Annotated in this window: 15 protein-coding genes; 13 read left to right on the top strand and 2 right to left on the bottom strand. The window is 73.0% G+C overall.

The genetic code is table 11. The features are described from left to right. Nucleotides 1–322 precede the first annotated feature (322 nt). From TR33_RS13845 to cas6, 3 genes are all read left to right on the top strand, one after another. The gene (locus tag TR33_RS13845; protein ID WP_042283492.1) at nucleotides 323–757 is read left to right on the top strand and encodes a DUF485 domain-containing protein; all 435 of its coding nucleotides are present in this window, start codon (nucleotides 323–325) and stop codon (nucleotides 755–757) included. Next, complete coding sequence (locus TR33_RS13840; protein WP_042283490.1) at nucleotides 757–2469, top strand: monocarboxylic acid transporter; 1713 nt, start codon at nucleotides 757–759, stop codon at nucleotides 2467–2469. The genes TR33_RS13845 and TR33_RS13840 overlap by 1 nt, the downstream gene beginning before the upstream one ends. Nucleotides 2470–3675: 1206 nt before the next feature. After that, nucleotides 3676–4623: a CRISPR system precrRNA processing endoribonuclease RAMP protein Cas6 gene (gene cas6 / locus TR33_RS13835; RefSeq protein ID WP_042283487.1), complete on the top strand. Its 948-nt coding sequence runs from the start codon at nucleotides 3676–3678 to the stop codon at nucleotides 4621–4623. 126 nt (nucleotides 4624–4749) lie between these two features. Here cas6 and TR33_RS13830 read toward each other — a convergent pair whose 3' ends face one another. Beyond that, nucleotides 4750–4932: a hypothetical protein gene (locus TR33_RS13830; RefSeq protein ID WP_014912436.1), complete on the bottom strand. Its 183-nt coding sequence runs from the start codon at nucleotides 4930–4932 to the stop codon at nucleotides 4750–4752. Nucleotides 4933–5171: 239 nt separating this feature from the next. Here TR33_RS13830 and TR33_RS26630 point away from each other — a divergent pair, with 239 nt between their 5' ends. From TR33_RS26630 to TR33_RS13800, 6 genes are read left to right on the top strand one after another with little or no spacing between them, the layout of a single operon-like run. After that, the gene (locus tag TR33_RS26630) at nucleotides 5172–6941 is read left to right on the top strand and encodes a hypothetical protein (protein ID WP_042283486.1); all 1770 of its coding nucleotides are present in this window, start codon (nucleotides 5172–5174) and stop codon (nucleotides 6939–6941) included. Continuing rightward, a complete protein-coding gene (locus TR33_RS13820; RefSeq protein WP_017535427.1) occupies nucleotides 6938–7615 on the top strand; it encodes a hypothetical protein in 678 nt (225 codons plus the stop codon). Before TR33_RS26630 ends, TR33_RS13820 begins: the two co-directional genes overlap by 4 nt. Beyond that, a complete protein-coding gene (locus TR33_RS13815) occupies nucleotides 7612–9315 on the top strand; it encodes a hypothetical protein (protein WP_042283483.1) in 1704 nt (567 codons plus the stop codon). Before TR33_RS13820 ends, TR33_RS13815 begins: the two co-directional genes overlap by 4 nt. Beyond that, complete coding sequence (locus TR33_RS13810; RefSeq protein WP_042283482.1) at nucleotides 9312–10982, top strand: RAMP superfamily CRISPR-associated protein; 1671 nt, start codon at nucleotides 9312–9314, stop codon at nucleotides 10980–10982. The genes TR33_RS13815 and TR33_RS13810 overlap by 4 nt, the downstream gene beginning before the upstream one ends. Further along, on the top strand, nucleotides 10979–11722 hold the full coding sequence (locus TR33_RS13805; protein ID WP_017535424.1) for a hypothetical protein: 744 nt from the start codon (nucleotides 10979–10981) through the stop codon (nucleotides 11720–11722). Before TR33_RS13810 ends, TR33_RS13805 begins: the two co-directional genes overlap by 4 nt. Before the next feature lie 2 nt (nucleotides 11723–11724). After that, on the top strand, nucleotides 11725–13920 hold the full coding sequence (locus TR33_RS13800) for a TIGR03986 family type III CRISPR-associated RAMP protein (RefSeq protein ID WP_042283480.1): 2196 nt from the start codon (nucleotides 11725–11727) through the stop codon (nucleotides 13918–13920). Here TR33_RS13800 and TR33_RS13795 read toward each other — a convergent pair. Beyond that, nucleotides 13904–15052: a hypothetical protein gene (locus TR33_RS13795; protein WP_042283478.1), complete on the bottom strand. Its 1149-nt coding sequence runs from the start codon at nucleotides 15050–15052 to the stop codon at nucleotides 13904–13906. The two genes, TR33_RS13800 and TR33_RS13795, sit on opposite strands and share 17 nt — an antisense overlap. A gap of 340 nt (nucleotides 15053–15392) precedes the next feature. Here TR33_RS13795 and TR33_RS13790 point away from each other — a divergent pair, with 340 nt between their 5' ends. The 4 genes from TR33_RS13790 (at nucleotide 15393) to TR33_RS13775 (ending at nucleotide 21449) form a co-directional block, all read left to right on the top strand. Continuing rightward, complete coding sequence (locus tag TR33_RS13790; protein ID WP_014912296.1) at nucleotides 15393–15770, top strand: hypothetical protein; 378 nt, start codon at nucleotides 15393–15395, stop codon at nucleotides 15768–15770. A 75-nt stretch (nucleotides 15771–15845) separates the two neighbouring features. Beyond that, nucleotides 15846–17945 carry a CRISPR-associated protein gene (locus TR33_RS13785; RefSeq protein ID WP_042283476.1) on the top strand — a complete coding sequence of 700 codons (2100 nt, stop codon included), beginning with the start codon at nucleotides 15846–15848 and terminating at the stop codon, nucleotides 17943–17945. A gap of 195 nt (nucleotides 17946–18140) precedes the next feature. Next, nucleotides 18141–19727: an alpha/beta hydrolase gene (locus TR33_RS13780; RefSeq protein WP_042283475.1), complete on the top strand. Its 1587-nt coding sequence runs from the start codon at nucleotides 18141–18143 to the stop codon at nucleotides 19725–19727. 144 nt (nucleotides 19728–19871) lie between these two features. Further along, nucleotides 19872–21449 carry an alpha/beta hydrolase gene (locus TR33_RS13775; RefSeq protein ID WP_042283473.1) on the top strand — a complete coding sequence of 526 codons (1578 nt, stop codon included), beginning with the start codon at nucleotides 19872–19874 and terminating at the stop codon, nucleotides 21447–21449. Nucleotides 21450–21493 lie beyond the last annotated feature (44 nt).

Below are 21493 nucleotides of genomic sequence, written 5' to 3'. Positions count from 1 at the left end.
GTCGCGCGGCGCCGGGCCCCGATGGGTTCCGCCGTGGTTTCGGAAGGTGTTCCGTCCGATTCCCTATTTTCGGTGCGGTTATTCTCCGGTCGGCCGTTTTATGCATTCTGTGAACACGGCGGGCGGGCTGTGGTTAGTGTGATGGCCCATCGGGGCGTGACCGGCGGATACGAACGCGAACACGCCGGATCGAGACGACCGATCCGCCCCGTGCGCCGGACGCCGAGACGGCGTTCGGGCAGGGCCGTGCGCCGTGGGGGAACGGCGCGCGGGAACGAACCGGACCGTCCGCGGTGGCGGGAGCGATCGTTGGGGGACGACCGTGGTCGAATACATGGAGGGCACGCCGAAAAGGCGTGATGTGCGAGAAGGGGAACGACACCGGCCCGGAGGAGGGGAGACGCGTTCCCGTGGCGGGCTCGAGGCCGATACGGCACGCGTCTGCGAACGTGTGTCGATCGATCCGCGTTTCGTGATGCTCCGGCGGAGGTTCGCCGTTCAGACCGCCATTCTGGTCGTGCTCTTCCTCGGTGGCTACATGTCCTATCTTCTTCTTTCCGCCTACGCGCGCGATTTCATGGGGATTCCGATTATGGGGCCGATCAATGTGGCGCTGCTCCTGGGAATCGGGCAGTTTCCGCTCACCTTCCTGCTCGCCTGGGCCTTCCACCTGTTGTCCGTCCGCACCCTCGACCCGTTGGCCGAGGAGCTCCGGGTCGGGTTCGAGGAGGACGTCGAGGGGCGGGTGATCGACTGATGCCCTCCCTGCCCGCGGACCCGACCGAGGCGATCGTGGGGTCGCTCGGTGTCACCCACCTCTGGACCCTCGGACTGTGCGCCCTGTTCGTCCTGGTCACCCTGGTCATCACGGTCCGTGCCAGGCGCACCACCAAGGGCGCCGTGGACTTCTACGCCGGTGGTCGGGGCTTCTCCGGAACCCAGAACGGGCTCGCCCTGACCGGGGACTACCTGTCCGCCGCCTCCTTCCTGGGCATCGCCGGGATGATCTCGCTCCAGGGCTACGACGGTCTCCTGTACTCCATCGGCTTCCTGGTGGCCTGGCTCCTGGTGCTGCCCATGGCCCAACTGACACGCAACACCGGCCGTTTCACCATGGCCGACCTGCCCGCCTTCCGGATGCGCCGGATGCGGGTCCGGCTGGCCTGCACCATCTCCACCGTCACCGTCTGCGTGTTCTACCTGGTCGCCCAGATGGTCGGAGCGGGTGCCCTGGTGTCCCTCCTGTTGGGGCTGCGCGACGGCGGCACCTTCCTGGGGATGAGCGCGGCCGAGGCGCGGACGGGGGCGATCGTCCTGGTCGGCGTGCTGATGATCGTCTACGTCATGTACGGCGGGATGAAGGCCGCCACCTGGTTGCAGATCATCAAGGCCGTGGTGCTGCTCTCGGCCACCGGGCTGCTCACCGTCATGGTGCTGGCCGTGTTCTCCTTCGACCCCCGCGCGCTGTTGAGCGGGGCCGCCGAGGCGAGCGGTCACGGACAGGCCTTCCTCGAACCCGGGCTGCGGTTCGGGGTCGAGGTGCCGGGCGAGGGCGCACGGACCTTCTTCGACAAGATGGACCTGATCAGCCTCGGCCTGGCGCTGGTCCTGGGGACGGTCGCGCTGCCCCACATCCTCATCCGTTTCTACACGGTCCCCGACGGCAGGGCCGCCCGTTCCTCGGTCAACCGCACCATCGCCCTGGTCGGCGCCTTCTACCTGATGACCCTCGCCCTGGGGTTCGGCGCGGCCGCCCTGGTGGGTTCCGAACGCATCATGGCGGCGGACCCCTCGGGCAACTCGGCGGTCCCGCTGCTCGCCGAGGAGCTGGGTCGCAGGGCCGCCGGGCCGGTGGGCGCCGCGGTGCTGCTCGCCCTCATCTGCGCGGTGGCCCTGGCCACCATCCTCGCGGTGATCGCCAGCCTGACCCTGGCCTCCTCGTCCTCGATCGCCCACGACCTGTTCGGGCACATCCTCATGTGGGGGCGGCCGCGCGAGTCCCAGGAGATGGGGGTGGCCCGTCTCTCGGCCTGTGTGATCGGGGCGGTCGCCATCGCCCTGGCGGTCCAGGCCCAGGGGCAGAACGTCGCCTTCCTGGTGGGGCTGGCCTTCGCGATCGCCGCCGCGGCCAACCTGCCGGTCATCGTGTTGACCCTGTTCTGGCGCCGGTTCAACACCGCCGGGGTGGAGGGCGGTATCTACGGTGGGTTGGCGGCCACCCTGCTGCTCATGCTGCTCTCACCGGTGGTGTCCGGCAAGGTCGACCCGCGCACGGGGGAGAGCCTGTCACTCCTGCCGGTCGGGATCGACATCAACGTCTTCCCCCTGGAGAACCCCGCGCTGGTCGCGGTGCCGGTCGGTTTCCTCTGCGCCATCGTGTGCAGTCTGCTCTCCTCCGAGCGGGGCAACGCCCGGTTCGCCGAGATGCGGGTCCGCTCCCTCACCGGCCGAGGGGCCGACCGTGACTGATCCGGTCTCCCCGGCCCGGGCCAGCGCGGCCGTCACCTCGTCGAGGAAGGCCGGCACACCGGGCAGCCCTCGCGCGATACGGGCCCACTCCCGGCGCATCCGTTCCGTCCACTCCTGGACCGGCCGGTCCGGTGAACGGCGCAGCGAACGCAGCATCGCCCAGGTCGTCACCGCCACGAGGGGGCGGGCCAGGCCGCGTCCACGCACGTCCAGCCAGGCCTCCACCGGCCAACGCCCCTCCCTCTCGGCTCCGGGCACGGCCCGACCCGAGACGCCCACCAGGGGATGGGACACCTCCAGACGGATCGGCTCCAGATCCCTCTCGCCCGTGGCGGCCGCGAACCAGCCGGGCAGGTCGATCGTCACCTCGACGTCGACGCGCAGCATCCGGGAGCCCTCTCGAAGTAGGCCTCCCGGGGTGGGGAACCGCGTCCGCGAGCGTACGGTGAGGGTGCCGGCGGGCAGGTCGTGCTCGACCCGGCCGGTGGTGGTCGCCTCCTCGAACCCCGACCGCGCGGGATCGTCCCGCATGGCGAAGTCGAAGGCGCGCAGACCGTCCGTCTCCCAGGAGACGACGGCCAGATCGGTGCCCACCCAGCCGTCGACCTCCTCCTCGCCCTCCCCGACCTCGTCGGGTTCGGCGATCTCCGACTCGGGGACGGTCTCGGTGTAGAGGTAGCGCGCTCCGGGCGCGAGGTGTCCGCCCGACAGCAGCTCCAGGGTCCGCGTGCCGGGAACATCCTCCCGGGCGTCGTGCGGGTCGGAGGCCGACAGACCGAGTTCGCGGGCCCGCTCCTCCAGTCGCTCCATCTCGGCCTCGTCGGGGACCAGGAGTCGCCCTCGAACGTCGAAACGGGCGGCGGCCAGAGCCCGGTACACCCCGTCGATGGCGTCGAGGAGGGCCTCCCGGTCCAGGACGTCCAGGTCCAGGGTGTGGCGAGGGCGGGGCATGAGCGCTCCGTTCGAGATGGAGGATGGGCCCGCTCATTGTGGTCCCCGCGACGGGTGATGGACAAGAGTCCACCTCTTTCTGGCGAGGCAGATGTGGAAAAGTCGCCCCGAGCGGGCACCATGGTCGCGGCCGTCCCGCGATCCCGTACCGGAGGGATCGTCGTACGGGGCGGGCCGGGACTGTCCGAGAGGAGTACCCGGCAGGGCGAGCACGGCGGGCGGCCGCCGTCACGACCGCGGAAAGGGGTGGGGCCGGTGCCCAGACGGTGGACCGTGATCCTGAGGGATCGAGCGGACACGGCACGGCCGATCCGCCCGGAGGACTGTCATGGCCTGCTCAACCACTGGTGGCCCCAGTCCGAACGGGAGCACACCGCCGCCAAACGCTGGGCGATGAACGGCTGGCCCCTGCCCCTGGGGAACCGGCTGTACCACTGGACCCTCACCTGGCTGGACGACGTCTCCGCGCCGCTGGACCCCGCCGATCTGATCGGTGTGCCCCAGCGGATCGGCGACCATCTCCTGGAGCCGCTCTCGGTCACCCCGACCTTCGAACGCTCCTACGCCGAGATGCTCACCTCCGAGCCCGGCCCCGTGACCGTACGCGGGGCCGAGGTGCACGCGCTGACCCCGGTGGTGACCACCACGCGTGACAACGCGGGCGAACGGATCCCGCACATCTGGCCCACCCCGCGTCGTCTCTTCGGCGCGGTGCACCGTTCGGGCGGGGAGATCGTCGGTGGCAGCGGGGCCCTGGGCGCGGTGGCCCGTTTCGCTCCGAGGGATCTGGCGACCCCCTGGCTGGAGGAGGCCCTGGTCGAGCTGGCCCGGGTCCGGCGAAGCCCCCTGCCCGGGGAGGACGTCCGACTGGCCGAACACGCCCACGCGGAGAAACGCACCGTGCTGGGCTGGCTGGGCGGTCTCCGGCTGGACCACGGGACGGGAGGTCGACGGCCCGGACCGACCTTCGAGGTCCTTCTGGAGCTGCTCGAACTCTCCGGGATCGGCAAGTACACCGCCCAGGGTTTCGGGGCGGTCCGGGTGGACACGGTCACCGGCGGCCGCGTGACGGTCGAGGTCCCGGCACCCCGCGCCGGGAACGCCGAGCCGAACCGCCCGCGCCGGATCGGGGGCAGGGTCGACCTCGCCTCGGTCCGCTCCGCCTCCGAGCCCGAGGAGTTCGGCGGCACCCTGTTCGATTGACCCCACGACCACCGGTTCCCGCTCGAGGACGGCGGGCGGGGATCGGTGCGGTACACGGCGGACACCGCGCCGCCGTGTACCGTCGGCTCCCACCCCGTGGACGGGGGTGGGAGCCTTCCTCATGTCTCAGCCGGTCCTCTCGCCGGGAACGGTCGGCGGGCCGCCGGGGCGCTCGCGCAGGGAACGGGCCAGGTCGAGCAGGGGGGCCACGAGATCGTCCGGGACCAGGGCGGGGCCGGTGAGCTTGGTCGCGGAGGGGCGTTCCCGATCGGAGAGCCGGAGTGGTTCGGGGCGGTGTGGGGTCGGCATCGGCGGCCTTTCTCGAAGAGGCGTCCGGCGGGTCCTTGAGCGGTGCGGGGGCGGGCCCGTCAAGGTGGTCTCTCGGACAGTCACCGTCCGTGGGCGATCCCGGGGATGGCCGGAAGGGGACACCGAGATGACGGTGGAGCGCGTCTCCTGATATCCGTGGTGATGCCGGTACCACCGTCCGCGAAGGGCCTCTGGACCGTACACGCCTCCGACCCCGGAGACACGAGGAACACACCACGGTGACCCCTGCCCCCGTCCACCACAGAACATCGAACGCGCGACCGGAGGAACCTCCCCCGGAAGACGGCGTCCTCGTCGGCGTCGACCTTCGAGGGATCCAGGACTACGTCTACAGCGGTCGGCGCATCCTGGACGCGGTCGGCCGGGCGGCCCTGGTCGCCGAACTCACCGACACCTCCGACCCCGTCCACGGCGTGGCCGACCTGATCCCCGAGCGGTGTCTGATCCTGCGGGACGCGGGAGGCGCACTCACCGCCGTCCTCCCGGACCGGGAGAGCGCCCGCCACCTCGTCTCCCGCTACACACGCAGGCTCCGGGACCGGGCCGGGGAACTCACCCCCGTGGTGGCCCTCGTGCCCTTCGGCGCGCGGGGGCCGGCCGACGGGGGCGGGCCGGAGGCGCCCGACCTGGACACCGCGCTGGCCGTCTTGCCCGCGCGTCTGCGTCGTGCCCGCAGGTACATGTCGGCCCTGCACACCCCGGCGCACGGCTACGGCGTCACGGCGATCTGCTCGGTCGGAGGGGGACCGGCCGAATCGGTGGACAGCAGCCGCTCCGAACACGATCGGGTGGCGGCCGACGTGGTCCGGGCCCGGGGGATCGGGCGCCGGTGGCACCGGGAGCACAGCCGCGCCTGGCTGACCGACGCGGTCACCGCCTCGGGAGACCCGAACCTGGCCCTGCCGATGGAGGTGGACCGGCTGGGCCGCGACCACGGCGGGGTGAGCCGGGTCGCGGTGGTCCACGTGGACGTCAACGGTCTGGGCGCGACCCTGGCCGAGTACCGGGACCGGGTCGGGGATCCGGACCGCCCGGGGTCGGGGGCCCTGGCCCAGCGCTCCCTGTCCACCAGGATCGTCGGCCTCACCGAGGGGCTGGCCCGCGCCCTGGTGCGGGCGGTGGCGGCCACGGTCCGGGTCGACCCGGGGGAGGCGCCGTACGTGCCGGACCGGTGGCACGGCGGCCGCATCACCCTCGACCACGAGCCTCCCGGACCGGTCCGGTTGCCGGTCCGCCCGATCGTGGTGGCCGGGGACGACCTCACCGTCCTGTGCGACGCGCGTCTGGCGTTGAGCATGACGCGGTACGCCATGGAGTGGCTGGACGCCGACCCCGAACGGATCGAGGACCCGGAGGACCCCCGTGCGGCCCTGCACCGTGTCCTGGCCACCGCGCGCGGCATGAGCGGACGGACCGTGGTGAGGGGCGGGCGGCGTCACGTCACCTTCGTGCCCACGGTCGGTGTCGGGATCGCGGTGCAACCGGTGGGAGCGCCCCTCTCCCTCGGCTACGACCTGTGCGAGACGATGTGCCGTATGGCCAAGGACGACCGCGCGGCGCGGATCGAGGAGGATCCGGCCGCCGCCGAGGAGCACGCCGTGGCCTGGACGACCCGCTTCGACGGGGTGGACCGGGTACGAAGGCGCCTGGAGGCGGACCTGCGGGAGGAGCCTCCGCGCACCGCCCGTCCGATGAGCGGAGGCGAGTTCTTCCGCTTCCTGGACCGCTATCTGCGTGCGGGCGGCCCGCTCGCCGACGACACGGCCCGGAACCGGGGCTGGTTGGTCTCCTCCCTGGTCCCGCTGCTGGAGTCGGGGGCCGATCCCGCCCCCGAACTGGCCCGACGGGCTCGCGCCACCGGGCGTCCCGTCGCCCTCCCGAAGGACTGGAGCAGGGGGGAGCTGCTCGACGCGGTCGGTGTCATGGACCTGTACGCGGATCCCGGGCTGGCCGAGACCTCGTGCCGGGGCGGGGGAGGGGGCCGATGAGCGTACCGGATCGGATCCTGGTGCGGTTGGTCTCCCCGGCCCTGTTCGTCGGCTCCAGCGCCGATGGCACGGCCGCCGACACCGACGTGGTTACCGACGAGCACGGCCTCCCCCATCTGCCCCGCCACCGGCTGGCCGCCCGTCTCAGGGCCGGCGCGGTCTCCGCCTCCGCGGTCTTCCCGGAGTTCGCGGGGACGGTGCACCGCCTCTTCGGCCGGGGGCGTTCCCACGGGAGGGATCGGATCCTGCGGGTGGGGCACGCGGTCACCGGCGACGAGGTGCGGTCAGCGGTGGCCCACGCCCTGGCCGGTCGGTCCGAACCCCTGCGCTCCCGGCTGCGCCGTTCCGTCACCGAGGCCTACACCACCCTGGAATCGGGGGTGGAGATCGGTCCTCACGGGGCGCCCGAGGCGGGCCGGCTGCGCACCGACCGCGTCCTGTCGCCCGGCCTGGTCCTGACCGCCGCCCTGACCTGGTCGGTTCCGCCCGCCCCCGACGACCGGCGCTGTCTGGCGATGGCCTGTCTGGCCACCGCTCAGATCGGGCTCAAGGCCACGCGTGGCAGGGGTCGGGTGGACGTGCGGCTGGCGTTCCCCGAGGACCCCGACCCGCACGCCACCACCCTGGCGGAGGCCGGGATCGCGAGGTCGGGGGACGGGGAGGTCGTCCCATGACCTGCCCGACCGAGGAGACCATCGCCTACCTTCCGCTGCGCTACGTCCTCACCGACTCGGTCGCGGTACGGACCTCCTATGATCCGCTGCGTGTGGACTCCGAGGGCGTGGTGAGCGGCCGGGCCCAACGGGGCATGTTGGCGGCCGCGCTGTCCAGGGCCGGACGCGAACGCGAGCTGACCGAGTGGGTGGCGCGGGGCGACCGGGTGCGCTTCGCCCCGGCCCACCCCAGGATCGAGGGGGGCGGCGGAGCGGTGGTCGCCCTCCCGGCCCCCGCCCACCTGTACGTTCCGGGAAAGGACGGCGACACCCTGGTGGACGCGTTCGCCGGCGGCACCGACGCCCCCGGCGTCCCCTACCGGGCGCTCAGGGAGCCGGTGACCGTCGACCGTTCTCGGCGCGCGAGCGTGGACACCACCGCCGAGCGCTACCTGGGCCGTTCGAGCTCGGGGGAGCGAGGCCGGGGCATGCCCTTCTTCACCACGAGCCTGGACCCGGGGCAGGTCTTCGAGGCCCGGTGGCAGTTGCGCGGCCCCGATCCCGACTTCGTGCGAGGGCTCGCCGAACGGATCCTGGACGTGCTCGCCGAGGCCCGCGGGTCCCTCACCCTGGGCGCGGCCGGCACCCGCGCCCACGGCGGGGTCGAGGTGGGCCCGGTGGACCCCGACCGCCCTCTGTCCCCGGATCGGGTGGACCGGCCGGAGACGCCCTTGTGGAACGGCGGAGAGGTCGATCTCCTGCTGATCTCCCCGGCCCTGACCGTGGGGGAGCAGGGGCAGCATCGTCCGCACGCCCTGGTGCCGGCGGTACGCGAGCTCTGGAAGCGGCGCGTGTCCGAGGCCGATCCTCCCGAGGTGGTGGCCGCCCACGTCGAACCGGTCCTCGTGGGCGCCTACCACCGCGCCTATCGAGGCCCCATGGCGCAGCGTTGGGCCGCCGCGCCCGGATCCGTGGTCCGACTCCGGGCCGGTCGGGCGCCGACCCCGGAGCTGGTCCGGGAGCTGGAGTCCCACACGTTGGGGGAGCGGGCCGTGGACGGGTACGGCCAGTTCGTCCTCCTTCCCACGCCCCCGCCCGGAGCCGCGCCGCTTCCGGAGGCCTCGGCCCCCCGACCCGAACGGCGTGAGGGCACCGTCACCCTGACCGACGGTCGGGTCCTGCCGGCGCCCGACCCCCGTGACCACGACCGGTGGCCGGACGATCTCTACGACACCCTGCTCTGGAACGCCGCCGTCGGCCCGGTCCGCGACCACGCGCGCGCCTCGGCGCGCGCCCTTTCCACGTCCGCTCACGGAACCCTGCGTCGGCTGCGAGAGGTGATCTCCGATCCACGCCGTTCCCCGGACGAGGCGCTCACCGCCCTGCGCGCGACCCTGGACGCCTCCGCCGGGACGGGGGACGCCCTCCACCGCCGTCTCGCGGGACTCTCCGGTGGGGAGGCGGCCCTTCGCTGGTGGGCCTCCTCGCGCCCGGAGGACGCCCACGGGTCGGCCTACGCGCGGGGGATCGCCGCCGTGGACCTGGCCCTGGCCGACGGCCTGCCGCCGGCGGAACGCCCGAGCGGCCTGTCGGAGCGGGCCGAACGGTGGGAACGCCGGGACGCGGCACGGCTGTGCCTGCTGTGGGTCGCCTCGTGGCTGGCGGAGGCGGTGCGCGCCCCGCGGGAGGGCACCCGCCGGGGCGAGGAGGGACCACGATGACGGAGGTGCCCAGAGACCCCGACCTACCTCGACCGACCGCGGTGGTCTGGGAACTGACGGCCCGGCTGTGCCTGCTCACCGACGCCCACATCGGGGCGGCGCGGTCCGTGTCGGGGCACGGGAGCGAGAACGACGGGGTCCTGCCCCTGGACCGGGATCCGATCACGGACGCGCCCCGTCTGAGGGCGACCACCCTCGCCGGGCTGTTGCGACACGAGCTCACCGCCCGCGCCGACCACACGGGGGCCGTCGGCCTGTTCGGCGGCGGGGGCCCCGTCTTCGCGCCCAGCGCCCTGGACCTGGACGACGCCCACGCCGAGCGGGCCGAGGCCATCCCGGTGACGGTGCGGACGGGGATCCGGGTGGCCCCCGACACCGGCGCCGCCCTCCCCGGCCGTATGTGGAGGCGGGAGATCCTGCCCGCCGGCACGCTGTTCACCTGTCACCTGCGCCTGTGGGTCCCCGCTCTCGCCCACGAGGCCCGACTCCTGAGCCTGCTGCTCCTGGCGACCCGCGGTCTGGAGGGGGAGGGACCGGGGCTCGGGATCGGGGCCCGTACCGGACGCGGCTACGGGGCGGTCCGCGCCACCCGGTGGGCCGCGCGCCGCCACGACCTCACCGACGCGCGCGGGTGGTCCGGTTTCCACGCGCGCGACTGGGCCGAACGCCACCGGCAGGGCGTCGAGGCGCTCACCGAGAACCCCGGAAGGCTGGCCGACCTCGTGGACCTCGGTCTGCGCGAACACGGCCGGGACGCGGTCGCCGCGCACGTGGCCGCCCGGGCGGCGCTCCCGGATCGCGCGCGTCGCGCCGAGCTCCGTATGGAACTCCACGTGGCCGAACGCGCCGCCCCGCCGGCCGGGCCCCCCACCGGACCGGAGGGGTTGCGGCCCGGGTTGCTCCTGGTGGGCGGGGATCCGGCGGAGGACACACGCCCCGGGGTCGACCGCTCCCACCGTCGGCGCCCCGTGGTCACCGATCCGGACACGGGGGCGACACGGGTCGAACCCGTACTCGGGGACACGGCCCTGTTCGCGCTCCTCAAACGGATCGGGGGCCGATTGGCGCGGGACGCGGCCGAACACCTGGGCGCCCCGGGAGAACGGTGGCGGGCCTGGCACGGGAGTTGGTGGGGAGCGGACTCCGCGCGGACCTCCTCCCCCGAACCCGCCGCGACCCACCACGGCGAGGCCGTGCCCTCCCGTGTCCGGTTGCGGTCCGTCCCCGTCCTGGCCGGCGGGGCGCCGCTGACCACCGCGCGTCGGACCGTGGACGCGCTGTTCGGAGACACCGTCGACGGCCGGCTGTTCACCGCCGAAGCGCACTGCGGCGGCTCGGCCGAGGTCGTCCTGGACGTCATCGGACCCGACGACGCCGTGCGCGGGCTGCTCGCCCTGCTGGTGCGGGAACTGGCGACCGTACCCTTCGACGGAGCGGGCGCGGGGACCGGCGGCGGCAACGGGGGGCTCGTCGCCACCCGGGCGGTCCTGACCACCTACGGCGACCCCTCGTCCCCAGTGGAGACCGAAGGGGACGACGAGGGGGACCCGGTGGACCTCATGGCCGTGTTCGCCGACCCCGAGGGGGAACGGGCCCACGTCGTACGCCGCTGGGTCAGGGCCCTGCACACGCGTCTCACCGGACCGGAGGAGGACGAATCACGATGAGCCCCCACGCCCACGAGCCGCCCGCCCCGTTCGGGGTCGAGGTCGACCGGCTCGACACGGAGGAGGTCGACGGGGTCCTGGACGACGTGTTCGTCCACGGAAGGCGCTGTCGACTCCTGGACGAGTCCGGAGCGGGCCCCGGCCCCCAATGGCTCCTGGCCGAACTCGGCGACGGACGGATCACCGGCTCCTGCCCCGGAGACCGTTGGCGCCGTTCGGACGGGCCGGGCACCGCCCATCTGTCCGCTCCCTCCCTCGACCCCGGTGTCGACCGGTGGCGGATCCTGGAGGTCCTGGTCTTCTCCGCGCACGCCCAGATCCGGTTGGGCGAGGCCGCCGACACGGGATGGATCGCGATCGATTCCACCGAGGAAGGGCCCGAGTGGCTGCGTCCGCGCGACCGCTCCTTCCTCCTTCAGGGCTGGACCGGCGACGACCACGGACGCACCCTGGAGGGGGAGACACCGATGGCGATCACCCGGGAACCCTCGGGCAACGAGGCGGTCCTGCCCGCCCCTTGGACGGTGTTCTCCGGTCGCCTCCGTCACCGTTCCGGGTCGGACCGGGCCGCGCTGGAGAGCCGGGGGACCTGGTTGACCGTCCGCGAGTACTGGGCTGCGGACCCCGACACCGGCGCGGTCGGCGTGGCCTTCCACCGGCTCACCGGCGTCCACAACGGGACCAAGCCCACCGGGCCGGAGTTCGACGTGGGAACCGGCGATCAGATCGAAGAGGGCTGAGGATGGACCCCCGACACATCGCGGCCCGCGTCTCTCGGAACACCGCCCCCCGCCCCCGAGGCCGGGCCACCGCGCCCTACGGCCTGGTCCGGCTGGCCGAGGCCCCCGTTCCCGCCGCCGTCCTGCACGACGGGTACGACACCCACGACCTGCCGCGCTCCCACGACCGCACCGTCCCGGGCACGAACACGGGTTGGATCGAACTGACCCTCACCACCCTGACACCCATCTTCGTGGGCCGGACCGGGGAGGGGGAGGGGCCCTCGCGCTCCTTCCGGCTCCCGGACGGGGACCGGCTCCTGCCGGCGATCCCCGGCACCTCCCTGCGCGGACTGGTGCGCAACACGCTGCGCATGCTCACCGGTGGCGAGACAGGCCCGGTCGACACCCCCATGCTCTTCTTCCGCGCCCCGGTGAGGGAGGGCGGCGCCGACGCCTCCGCGCGCTCCCGCCGGGTGCGCGCCCGACAGCACGAGCACTACCGTCGTCGGCGATCGGGGACCCGCACCGCGCAGGGCTTCCTGTACCACTCCCCTCGGGAGGGGCGCTGGTACGTCGTGGAGGTGCCCGCCACCCCCTTCGGACGCGAACGGGGACGGGCGCTCAAACTGCCCTTCCGTGTGTTGCGGGAGAGCCTCGCGACCTGGGACTTCGGGGTCGACCACTTCCCCGATCCGCCCCGGGACGGGACCTACGTCCCCACCACCCACGCGTCGCACGGGCGCCTACAGTACCGCCGGGTGTACGCCGTCCACCGCTCCGGCCGTGACGGGGTCGCGGCCGTCGCCCCCACCGAGGAGGAGGCCCGCGCCCACCTCGAACGGGGGCGGGGCGACGGAGAGGTGGTCCCCGCTCTGATCGTGCTGACCGGGGTCGCGGCCGAGAGACGGCGCAACGCCTACCTCTTCCCGCTCCCGTCCGACCGGAGCAGGGGACGTCGCCCCGTCCCCGACGCCCTGATCGAGATGTTCGAGTCCGCGGCCCAGATCACCGACTACCAACGGGCGGCCTTCCCCGACACGTTGGGTACCGAGGAAGGCGACCCCGAACGCCCCCCGGTGGCCGGGGGGAGGGGCGGAGGCCTGCCCAGACGGGGCCTCGAACCGGTCTGGTTCGACGTGGACCCCTCCGACCGGGTCGTGTCCTTCGGCCGTTCGGGCGGTTACCGGATCGCGGTCGGCGACGAGAACCCGATCCGAAGGGCCGTCCCGGAGGCGGTCCTGCGGCCCGGGGACGACGACCCCGACCGGGCCGGTCGGACCGTGGACGTGTGCCGCGCGATGTTCGGCGACGTCGACGTGTTCGCGGGGGAGGCCGGGGCCCTCAAGGGGAGGGTGTCCTTCGGCAACGCGGTCGCGGACGACGTCGCCGCCGACCTCACCGACCCCGACCACCCCGACGGCACGGTCCTGCGGGTACGTCTGCTCTCGCCCCGACGCGGCTGCTTCGCCAACTACCTGGTGCAGGGGCCGAACGCGGACGAGGGGGAGCGCCCCGACATCGTCACCTGGTCGCACGAAGGGGACGTGCGCCTGGGCGGATACAAGATCTACCTGCACCGTCACCGGCCGGTGACGGGCCCCTTCCCCTACGACGCGCGCTCCCTGAGGGAGCTGGGGATCGAGATACCGCCGCCGGGCGGAGGAGGCCCCGGCCGGACCCACCGCGACATCGTCCCCCTGCGGGACGGGCTCGTCCTGCGCTCCCGGATCACCTTCACCAACCTCACCGACGCCGAACTCGGGGCCCTCATGCGTGCCCTGCTCCTCGACAATCCGGTCGACGGAGGGGACCCGAACGATCCCGAACACGCGCACAAGATCGGGATGGGCCGCTCGTTGGGGATGGGAAGCGTCCACCTGCGCCCCGAGTTGTACCTGGTGGACCGAGGGGCCCGCGCCGCCGACCTGTCGCTGCGACCCGACGCCGGGGTCGTCCACGCCGACGAACGCCGCGTCCGGGAACTGCTCGACGCCTTCTCCGCGGCGCTGGTGGCCCACCGCCTTCCGGGGGAGCCCTCCCCGGAACGGTGGCGGGAGGTCGACCAAGCGGTCGATTTGTGCCTGGCCACCCGGTGGCGGCGGCGCCTCCCCTGGGAGGAGACCGCGGTGATGTCGGCGGGCGGGTTCGCCGAGTACCCGGTCCTGCCGCCGCTGACCGAGCGGTTCCGGCGGGCGGGGCTCAGCCCCGAGAGGTGATCGTCTCGGCCAGCGCCTCCAAGAGGTCGGCCCGCAGGTCGGGGTCCTCCCGCGCGTCGCGCCACCGCTCCGGGACGGCGGGCCCCTCCACCAGCAACCGGCACAGCAGGAGGTCGAGCGAGCCGGTGGGGTCGGCGTCGAAGGCGGCCCGGTGGGCCTGTGCCTCGGCGGTCAGCTCCCGGGCCAGCCAGGACAACCACCGCTGTTCGTCACGGCGCAACACCTCGCGTCGATCGCCGTCCTCCTCCCACGGCGAGGTCTCGGGGACCGGGGTGTAGGGGGCGCTGCGGGCACGGCCGCGGGCGTGCTGCACCAGGGTGAAGTGCGCGGGCATGAGCGTGGACATCCGGCCCAGGACACCGGTCAGACGACGGGCCAGATCCTCTCCGGTCAGCTCGGGCAGCAGCCCGCGCAGCAGCAGGCGGCGCCGCTGGTCCGGGGTGCGCCCCGGGTCGGCGTCCTTGCCCGAGGCGAGTTCGGCCAGCTTGCGCAACAGGTAGTCGCCGGTGGCGGTCGAGACCATCGGCGGTTCCTTTCCCACGGTCATCGGTCGTCCGTACAGGTCGGCCACGGGAACGGCGCTGCCGTCCTCGGTGAAGGACACCGACTCACCGGGGGTGATGTCCTCGGGAAGGTCGGCGGCGGGGTTACCGCGCCCGGCGGTGAGCACCAGCATGGCCAGGGCCTCCTGCTCGACCACGTCGGTGGCCACGTGGGAGACGTCGCGTCGCTGGGCCCACCGGCGGGGGCGTTCGGAGAAGGCGCTGCGGGCCTTGCCGTTGGGCGCCGGGTGCGGGTAGACCCGCCGCAGGTTCTTGTACGAACGGTCACGGCGCACGTCGTCCAAGGCGTCGCGGAGCCGGTGCGCGGCGGTACGGTCCACCCCGTCGGGGCCGGGCCTGGCCCGCCCCATGCGCACGGCGAGTACCCCGTGCGGATCGCCGCCGTGCTCGGAGCACGGACAGTGTTCGACGCACAGGTCGATGTAGTCCCAGAACTGTTGGGTGTGCTGAGCGCAGCCCTGGGCGGTTCCGTCGGTGGAGCACGGCCCGCATCCGAGCACGCGGGTGAACACGCGCAGGAAGGTGGCCGAACCGTACAACTCCCAGGCGGAGCAGTGGTGCTTGCTCACGAACTCTTCTCCCCGGATACTCCGGGGCCGGGATGCCTCCCCAGCCCTTCCGGGAAGACGTGCGGACGAGTCGCGAACCCTGTGCGACACCCCCGGGTCAGCGGGAGGTCATATAACAAAATAGGGCCGATGAGGGTGAAAAGTCAATTGTCGATGGCCATTATCGAAAAGCGGGAACGCCATTTCCTTTCGTGAATCGGTCAGGACGGAACAGGGGTACCAGGGGGAACACGGGTCCGTTCCGTCGAGGTCACACGGATGTGTCCGAGAGAGTGCGGTGAGAACCGGACCGGCCGGCAGCGGGGGTCCACCGGAACGAGAGAGATCGAGAGGCCGCCGTATGAGGGTGATCAACCTGACCCCGCACGAGGTGAGAGTGGTCGACGAGGAGGCCCGGGTCATTCGCACCTGGCCCAGCGCGCCCCGCCCGGCCAGGGTGGAGGCGGCGCGGGTGCCGCTCAGGGACCTGGACGGCATCCCCCTCATGGCCGAGAGACGGACCAGGGCGGCCAACCTGCCCGAACCCCGGGCAGGGGTGTGGTTCATCGTCTCGTCCGTGGTCAGTTCGGCCCATCCCGAACGAGGAGACCTGTTGGTCCCCTCCGACCTGGTCCGGGACGGCAGAGGGGTCGTCACCGCCTGCCGTTCCTTCGTGGTCGTCTCCGATTCGGTGTGCGGGGCCCGCCCCCTCCCCTTGGCGTCGACCGCCCCCGGATGAGTACGGTGGGGGCGTCCGCGACCACCCGGAGACGATCGGCGCACGGATCGCCCCCATCCCCTGGGAGAGGAGAACGTGGACGCACCCGGAGCCGCCATCGTCCTCGTGGGCCAGAACCCCACACCGGCCCTCCTGGCCTCGTCGACGCTGCCCGTGGAACGGCTGTTCCTGGTCTGTAGCGACGGCACCTCGCCGGTGGCCCACCGCGTCGTCGACGCGGTCCACCGCCTCCACGACGACCGTTCGGCGCGCGCGCTCAGCGTGGGCCCGGATCCGCACGACCCCCGTGCCGTCACCGCGGTCCTGGAACGGATCCGCCGCGAACTCGACGGACGCCCCTGGTACCTGGACTACACCGGGGGGACCAAGATCATGAGCGTGGTCGCGGCCCTGCACCACGAACGCTCGCTCCCTCCCGGATCCCGAGGGTTGCGCCGTTACCTCGACCCGCACGGCGCCCCGTCACGGGAGGACCCCGGTCCGGACCTGAGCACGCTGGCCGCGATCCACGGCGCCCACTGGGCGGAACGGCGCGACCCCGAGCCGGTGCGGATCTACCTGCGCGGCGGCGAGGACGCCCTGCGCGAGGCCTACCCGAGGCTCCCCGAAGGCGAGGTGAACGGTATCTCCGCCGAGGGGCGCGTCCTGTCCCACCTGCGCCGCCTGACCCGCGGCCGCGACGACACCGAGGTACTGGGATCCCGCCGGATCGTCGACCCCTACCGGCCGGGCGGCTCCATCGCCGACTTCGACGTCCTCTTCCGCCACCGGCACCGGGTGCTGTGCGTGGAGGTCAAGAGCCGGGCCGAGGACGTGGTGGCCCGGGCCGGATGGACCGTGGCCAAGGCCCGCCGCGTGTTCGGCGGCGCCGCCCGGATCCTCTTCGTCTACGCGGGGCCGCCCGTCGACGACCTGCGGGAACGGCTCACCGCCTACAACCCGGCCCTGTCGGCCCGCAACGTCCACGTCTGGCACTTGGACGCGTTCCTGGCCAGGATGACCACGTTCGAGGCCCTGCGCCGCGCCTTCCTGCCCGAGAGCCCCCCTCGCCCCCGAGAGGCCACCGATCCGGAGGACCCGCGCACGCCCTCCACACCGCCGGCCCCACGACCGCGCCATCCCGCGCCGGAGGAGGGGCCCCTGCTCGTCACCCCGCTGGGCGGCAGCCGGTTGGGCGCCCTGACCGCCCTGCACGCCCACCGCCCCTCCCGGGCCCTGGTCCTGCCCTCCCGGCAGAGCCTGCGCACCAAGGTGCGCGAGGCGGCGGCCCGCACGCTGTACGCGGTCGAACACCCCGGAGCGGAGGCGCCCGACGACGCGACCCTGCGTTCGGAGGGCTACCGTGATCGGGTGCGGCTGGCCGCCGACCCGGTGGACGGGTTCGACCCCGCCGCGGTGACCCGGAGCGTGGGCGCGTGGATCGACCGAGAACGCGACGGGGACCGGCCGGTCGTCGTCGACTTCACCACCGGGACCAAGGCGATGAGCCTGGGACTGGCCGAGGCGGCGCGCGGGGCCGGAGCCTGCGCCACCTACCAACTGGCCAGGGAACGGGCCGTGGTCTGCCTGGAGCACGGGCGTCGGGAGCTTCGAGGACGCGCCCGCCCGGACTGGTCGCTGGTGCTGTCCGGTTACGAACCCCTCGACGGGGCGCTGCGCGACGTGGTGCGGGGGCCGGCGCTCGACCAGGTCGATGTGGAGTTGCTGGACCTGGCGGCGCGCTCCCTGATCGAGGCCTCCTCCACCGGGTGCCGGGTGTGGTGGGACCCCTCCCTCGCCGACGGACAGGCCTTCCTCACCGCCCGTGAACGTCCCGGCCTGGCCCTGGCCTTCGACGATCGCGTGGTGGGTCTGGCCGCCCCCGGATGGAGACGGCGCCGCACCCCCGAAGGGCCGCTCCGCGCGGTGAGCCCGGGAGGCTGGGCGCAGAGCGTGTTCGCCGCGACCACGCACCTGGCGGTCCGCTGCGACGTGGCCGGAACGCTCCTGGCGCTGACACGGCCCGGCCGTGACGTGACCAGGGCGGGGGAGCTGGTGGACTGGATCGCGCAGGGCCCGACGGGGGAGACCGCGAACGAGGGGATCCGCTTCGGGGACCCCCACCGGCCCATGGTGGTGGAGGTCGATCCGGCGGCGCCGCCCGCCCTGCTCGGCACCGACGTCGGAGGGCTCTGAACAGGGCACGGGTCTATCGGCGGATCTCCCTTCGACGGTTTCACCACCGAACGTGCTCTTCCTCCCATACCGGGAACGCAACCTCCGAAGGGGGTGGAACGTCTCATTCCCCGCGCGTCACCGGAGCACCGATGCGCGACTCTCGGAACACGGGGGCCGCGCGGACGGCGCGAGAGCGGAAGAGGAATCGAGAACGTGCGTTTCACGGGTGTCATGGTCCTGGGCGGTGTCGCCACACTGCTCCTGGCGGGATGCGCCCCGCCGAGTGCCGCTCCGGAGGAGGACGGCGGGCCCGCCGACTTCGCCTTGGGCACCATCGACTGGGAGCCCTGCAAGAACGAGGAGGAGTTGGCCGAGGCCCCCGAGTGGGACGGCGACCCCGAATGGCTGGAGACGCTGGAGTGCGGGACCCTCGACGTCCCCCTCGACCACGCCGATCCCGGTCAGGGGACCATCGGGCTCGCCATGGTCCGACGCCCCGCCGAGGGGGCGGACGAGGACCGGATCGGCTCCCTCGTGCTGAACCCGGGCGGGCCGGGCGAGACCGGGGTGGACCTGCTGGACTTCCCCATGTTCGACGACCCGATCCTCTCCGCCTTCGACCTGGTCTCCTTCGACCCGCGCGGTGTCGGTGACAGCGGCGGCTTCGCCTGCGGAGACTGGTTCGCCCTCGACGAGGCGCGTAGCGCGGTCGAGGACCCGACCCGGGTGAGCGACGCCGAGCTGGGCGCTCTGGAGGAGGCCGCCCGCGACTACGCCGACGACTGCGCCGAAGAGGTGGGGGAGGACTTCCTCGCCGCGATCGGCACGGTGAACGTGGTGCGCGACCTGGACCTGATCCGTGAGGCGCTGGGCGACGAGCGGCTGAGCTACGTGGGCTTCTCCTATGGCACCTACATCGGTGCCCTGTACGCCGAGATGTACCCGGAGAACACCCGCGCCCTGGTCCTGGACGGGGCGGTGGAGACCGAGCGTCCCAACGTCGAGGTCGCCGTCGACCAGGCCGAGGGCTTCCAGTACGCCTGGGACCTGTTCGTCGAGGACTGCTCCGCCGCGGGCGAGTGCCCCTTCTCCGACCCGGCCGCCTCCGAAGGGTGGATGGCGGACCTGCTGGAGGACCTCGACGCCGACCCGCCCATGGCGCGGGACGTCGAGGTGGACGGGGCGACCCTGATGTCGATGATCTCCCAGCAGCTCTACTACGAGAACTCCGGTGACCTGCTGGCCGCCACCCTGACCGCTCTGGACGAGGACACTCAGGGGGCGGGCGAGTACCTCGACGTCCTCTACGACGACACGTTCGCCGAGTACGAGGAGGAATCCGACGACTGGTCGGACAAGCCCGGCATGACGTGGGCGGACGAGGAGGCGGCGCTGACGGCGATCAACTGCGCCGACCGGACCGACCCCACCGACGCCGACGCCTACCGTCGCGCCGCGCAGGAGGCGGCCGTGGACTCCCCGCTCTTCGGCTCCGACCTGGTCTGGGAGCAGCTCCCCTGCGCCTACTGGCCCGACACCGAGGAGGCGCCGAGCGGCTTCACCGCGCCCGACGCCCCGCCGATCGTCGTGGTCGGCACCCTGGGCGACCCCGCCACCCCCTACACCTGGGCCGAGGAGCTGGCCGGGCAGCTGGACTCCGCGGTCCTGCTCACCTACGAGGGCACGGGCCACACCGCCTACGCCTACGGTGACCCGTGCGTGGACCCGGCGGTGGACTCCTACCTGCTGACGGGCGGGATGCCCGAGGAGGGGCTGTCCTGCCCCGCCTGGGAGTGGTGAGGACCCGCTAGGGAGAGGGCACGTCCCTCTCCCACCCGGGTAAAACACACCAGAACGGACTATTGACCCGCTTGTCGGCATGTTCGCCATGCGTGTCTCGACGATCACTCAGAGTATGTGAATCTCGGTCGTCGGGGGTCACGGATGAGGTCGGTTGTGCGGGTGCGCGTTACGAAGACGGGGGCGTTCGGGCTCGGAGCCCTGGCGGTGGTCGTGGTCGCCACGTCGATCACGGCCCACGCCGACGTCGGCGGGGACCACCCCTTCCACGGACAGAGCATCGCCTGGGAACCGTGCCTGACCCCCGAGGAACTCGCCGCCACCGAGACCGTCGAAGGCGATCCCGACTGGCTCCGCCGTCTGGAATGCGGGACGGTCACCGTCCCCATGGACCACGGCGACCCCGAAGGCCGGACCCTGGACCTGGCGCTCGTCCGCCACCCCGCCCAGGGGCCGGCCGACGGGCGCCGGGGCTCCCTGGTCTTCGAGTTCGGCGGGCCCGGGGTCTCCGGCGTCGACACCTTCCTCGCCGGCTCCCTGCCCCTGGGGCGGGAGATCCGAGACTCCTTCGACCTGGTCTCCTTCGACCCGCGCGGCGTCGGCGACAGCGAAGGGTTCTCCTGCCCCCTCCTGCGCGTCATGGACCGCCCCCTGTCCGAAGCGGACCGGATCGGCGCCGCCGAGGTGGAAGGCGACCTCCTCACCGACATGGAGAAGAGCGCCCACGCCCTGGCCGCCGCCTGCGAGAAGGAGGCCGGCGCCGACTTCCTCGCCACCATGGGCACCGTCAACGTCGCCCGCGACCTCGACATCATGCGCGACGCCCTGGGCGACGAACGACTGAACTACGTGGGCTTCTCCTACGGCACCTACATCGGTGCCCTGTACGCCGAGATGTACCCGGAGAACACCCGCGCCCTGGTCCTGGACGGCGCCGTCCAGACCGAACGCGACGTCGTTTCCGAGGCGGTCGAACAGACCGGCGGACTCCAGACCTCCTGGGAGGCCTTCGTCGCCTTCTGTCTGGACCGGGCCGAGCCGTGCCCCTTCACCGGGACCGACTCCGCCCTCCGGGAGATGGAGGGGATCCTGGACGGCATCGACGCCGAACCCCTCCGTGTCGCGGACCGCACCCTGGACCGGGACGGGTTCCTCGACCTGCTGCGCGGCGCCCTCTATACCGAGACGCTCTGGTACGACACCGCGGGCCTGCTCGCCCGACTGGCCGAGGGCGAACGCGACGACTTCGTCCACGACTACCTGCTCGGCCTGCTGCGCCGGGGCGGTGACGAGACCCCGGGGATGGAGGAATCGGCCCACCTCGCCGTCCGATGCGCCGACCACGCCGCCCCGACCGACGTGCGCGACTACCAGGAGGGCGCGATCCGCGCCACCCGCCTCTCCCCGCTCTTCGGCGGCGACGAGGTCTGGCGCAAACTGCCCTGCGCCTACTGGCCCGACACCGAGATCGCCCCCATCGGGGTCACCGCGCCGATGGCCCCGCCGATCCTGGTCGTGGGCACCCTCGGCGACCCGGCGACCCCGTACACGTGGGCGAGGGAGATGGCCGACCGGCTGGCCACGGCGACCCTGCTCACCTACGAGGGCGGCGGCCACACCGCCTACGCCAAGGGCCACCCCTGCGTGAACGAGGCCGTCGACGCCTACCTCCTCCGGGGCGAACTCCCCGAGGAGGGCACCGTCTGCCCCACGGGTTCCTGAGCCTCCCTCCCGAGTACCGATGGCCCCTCCCACGGGGCGGGAGC

Origin of the sequence: Nocardiopsis alba (assembly GCF_000710955.1) — a bacterium.
GTDB classification, from domain to species: domain Bacteria; phylum Actinomycetota; class Actinomycetes; order Streptosporangiales; family Streptosporangiaceae; genus Nocardiopsis; species Nocardiopsis alba.
The sequence above is the reverse complement of the archived record's forward strand: the minus strand, read 5'-3'. Positions and strand labels throughout refer to the sequence as shown.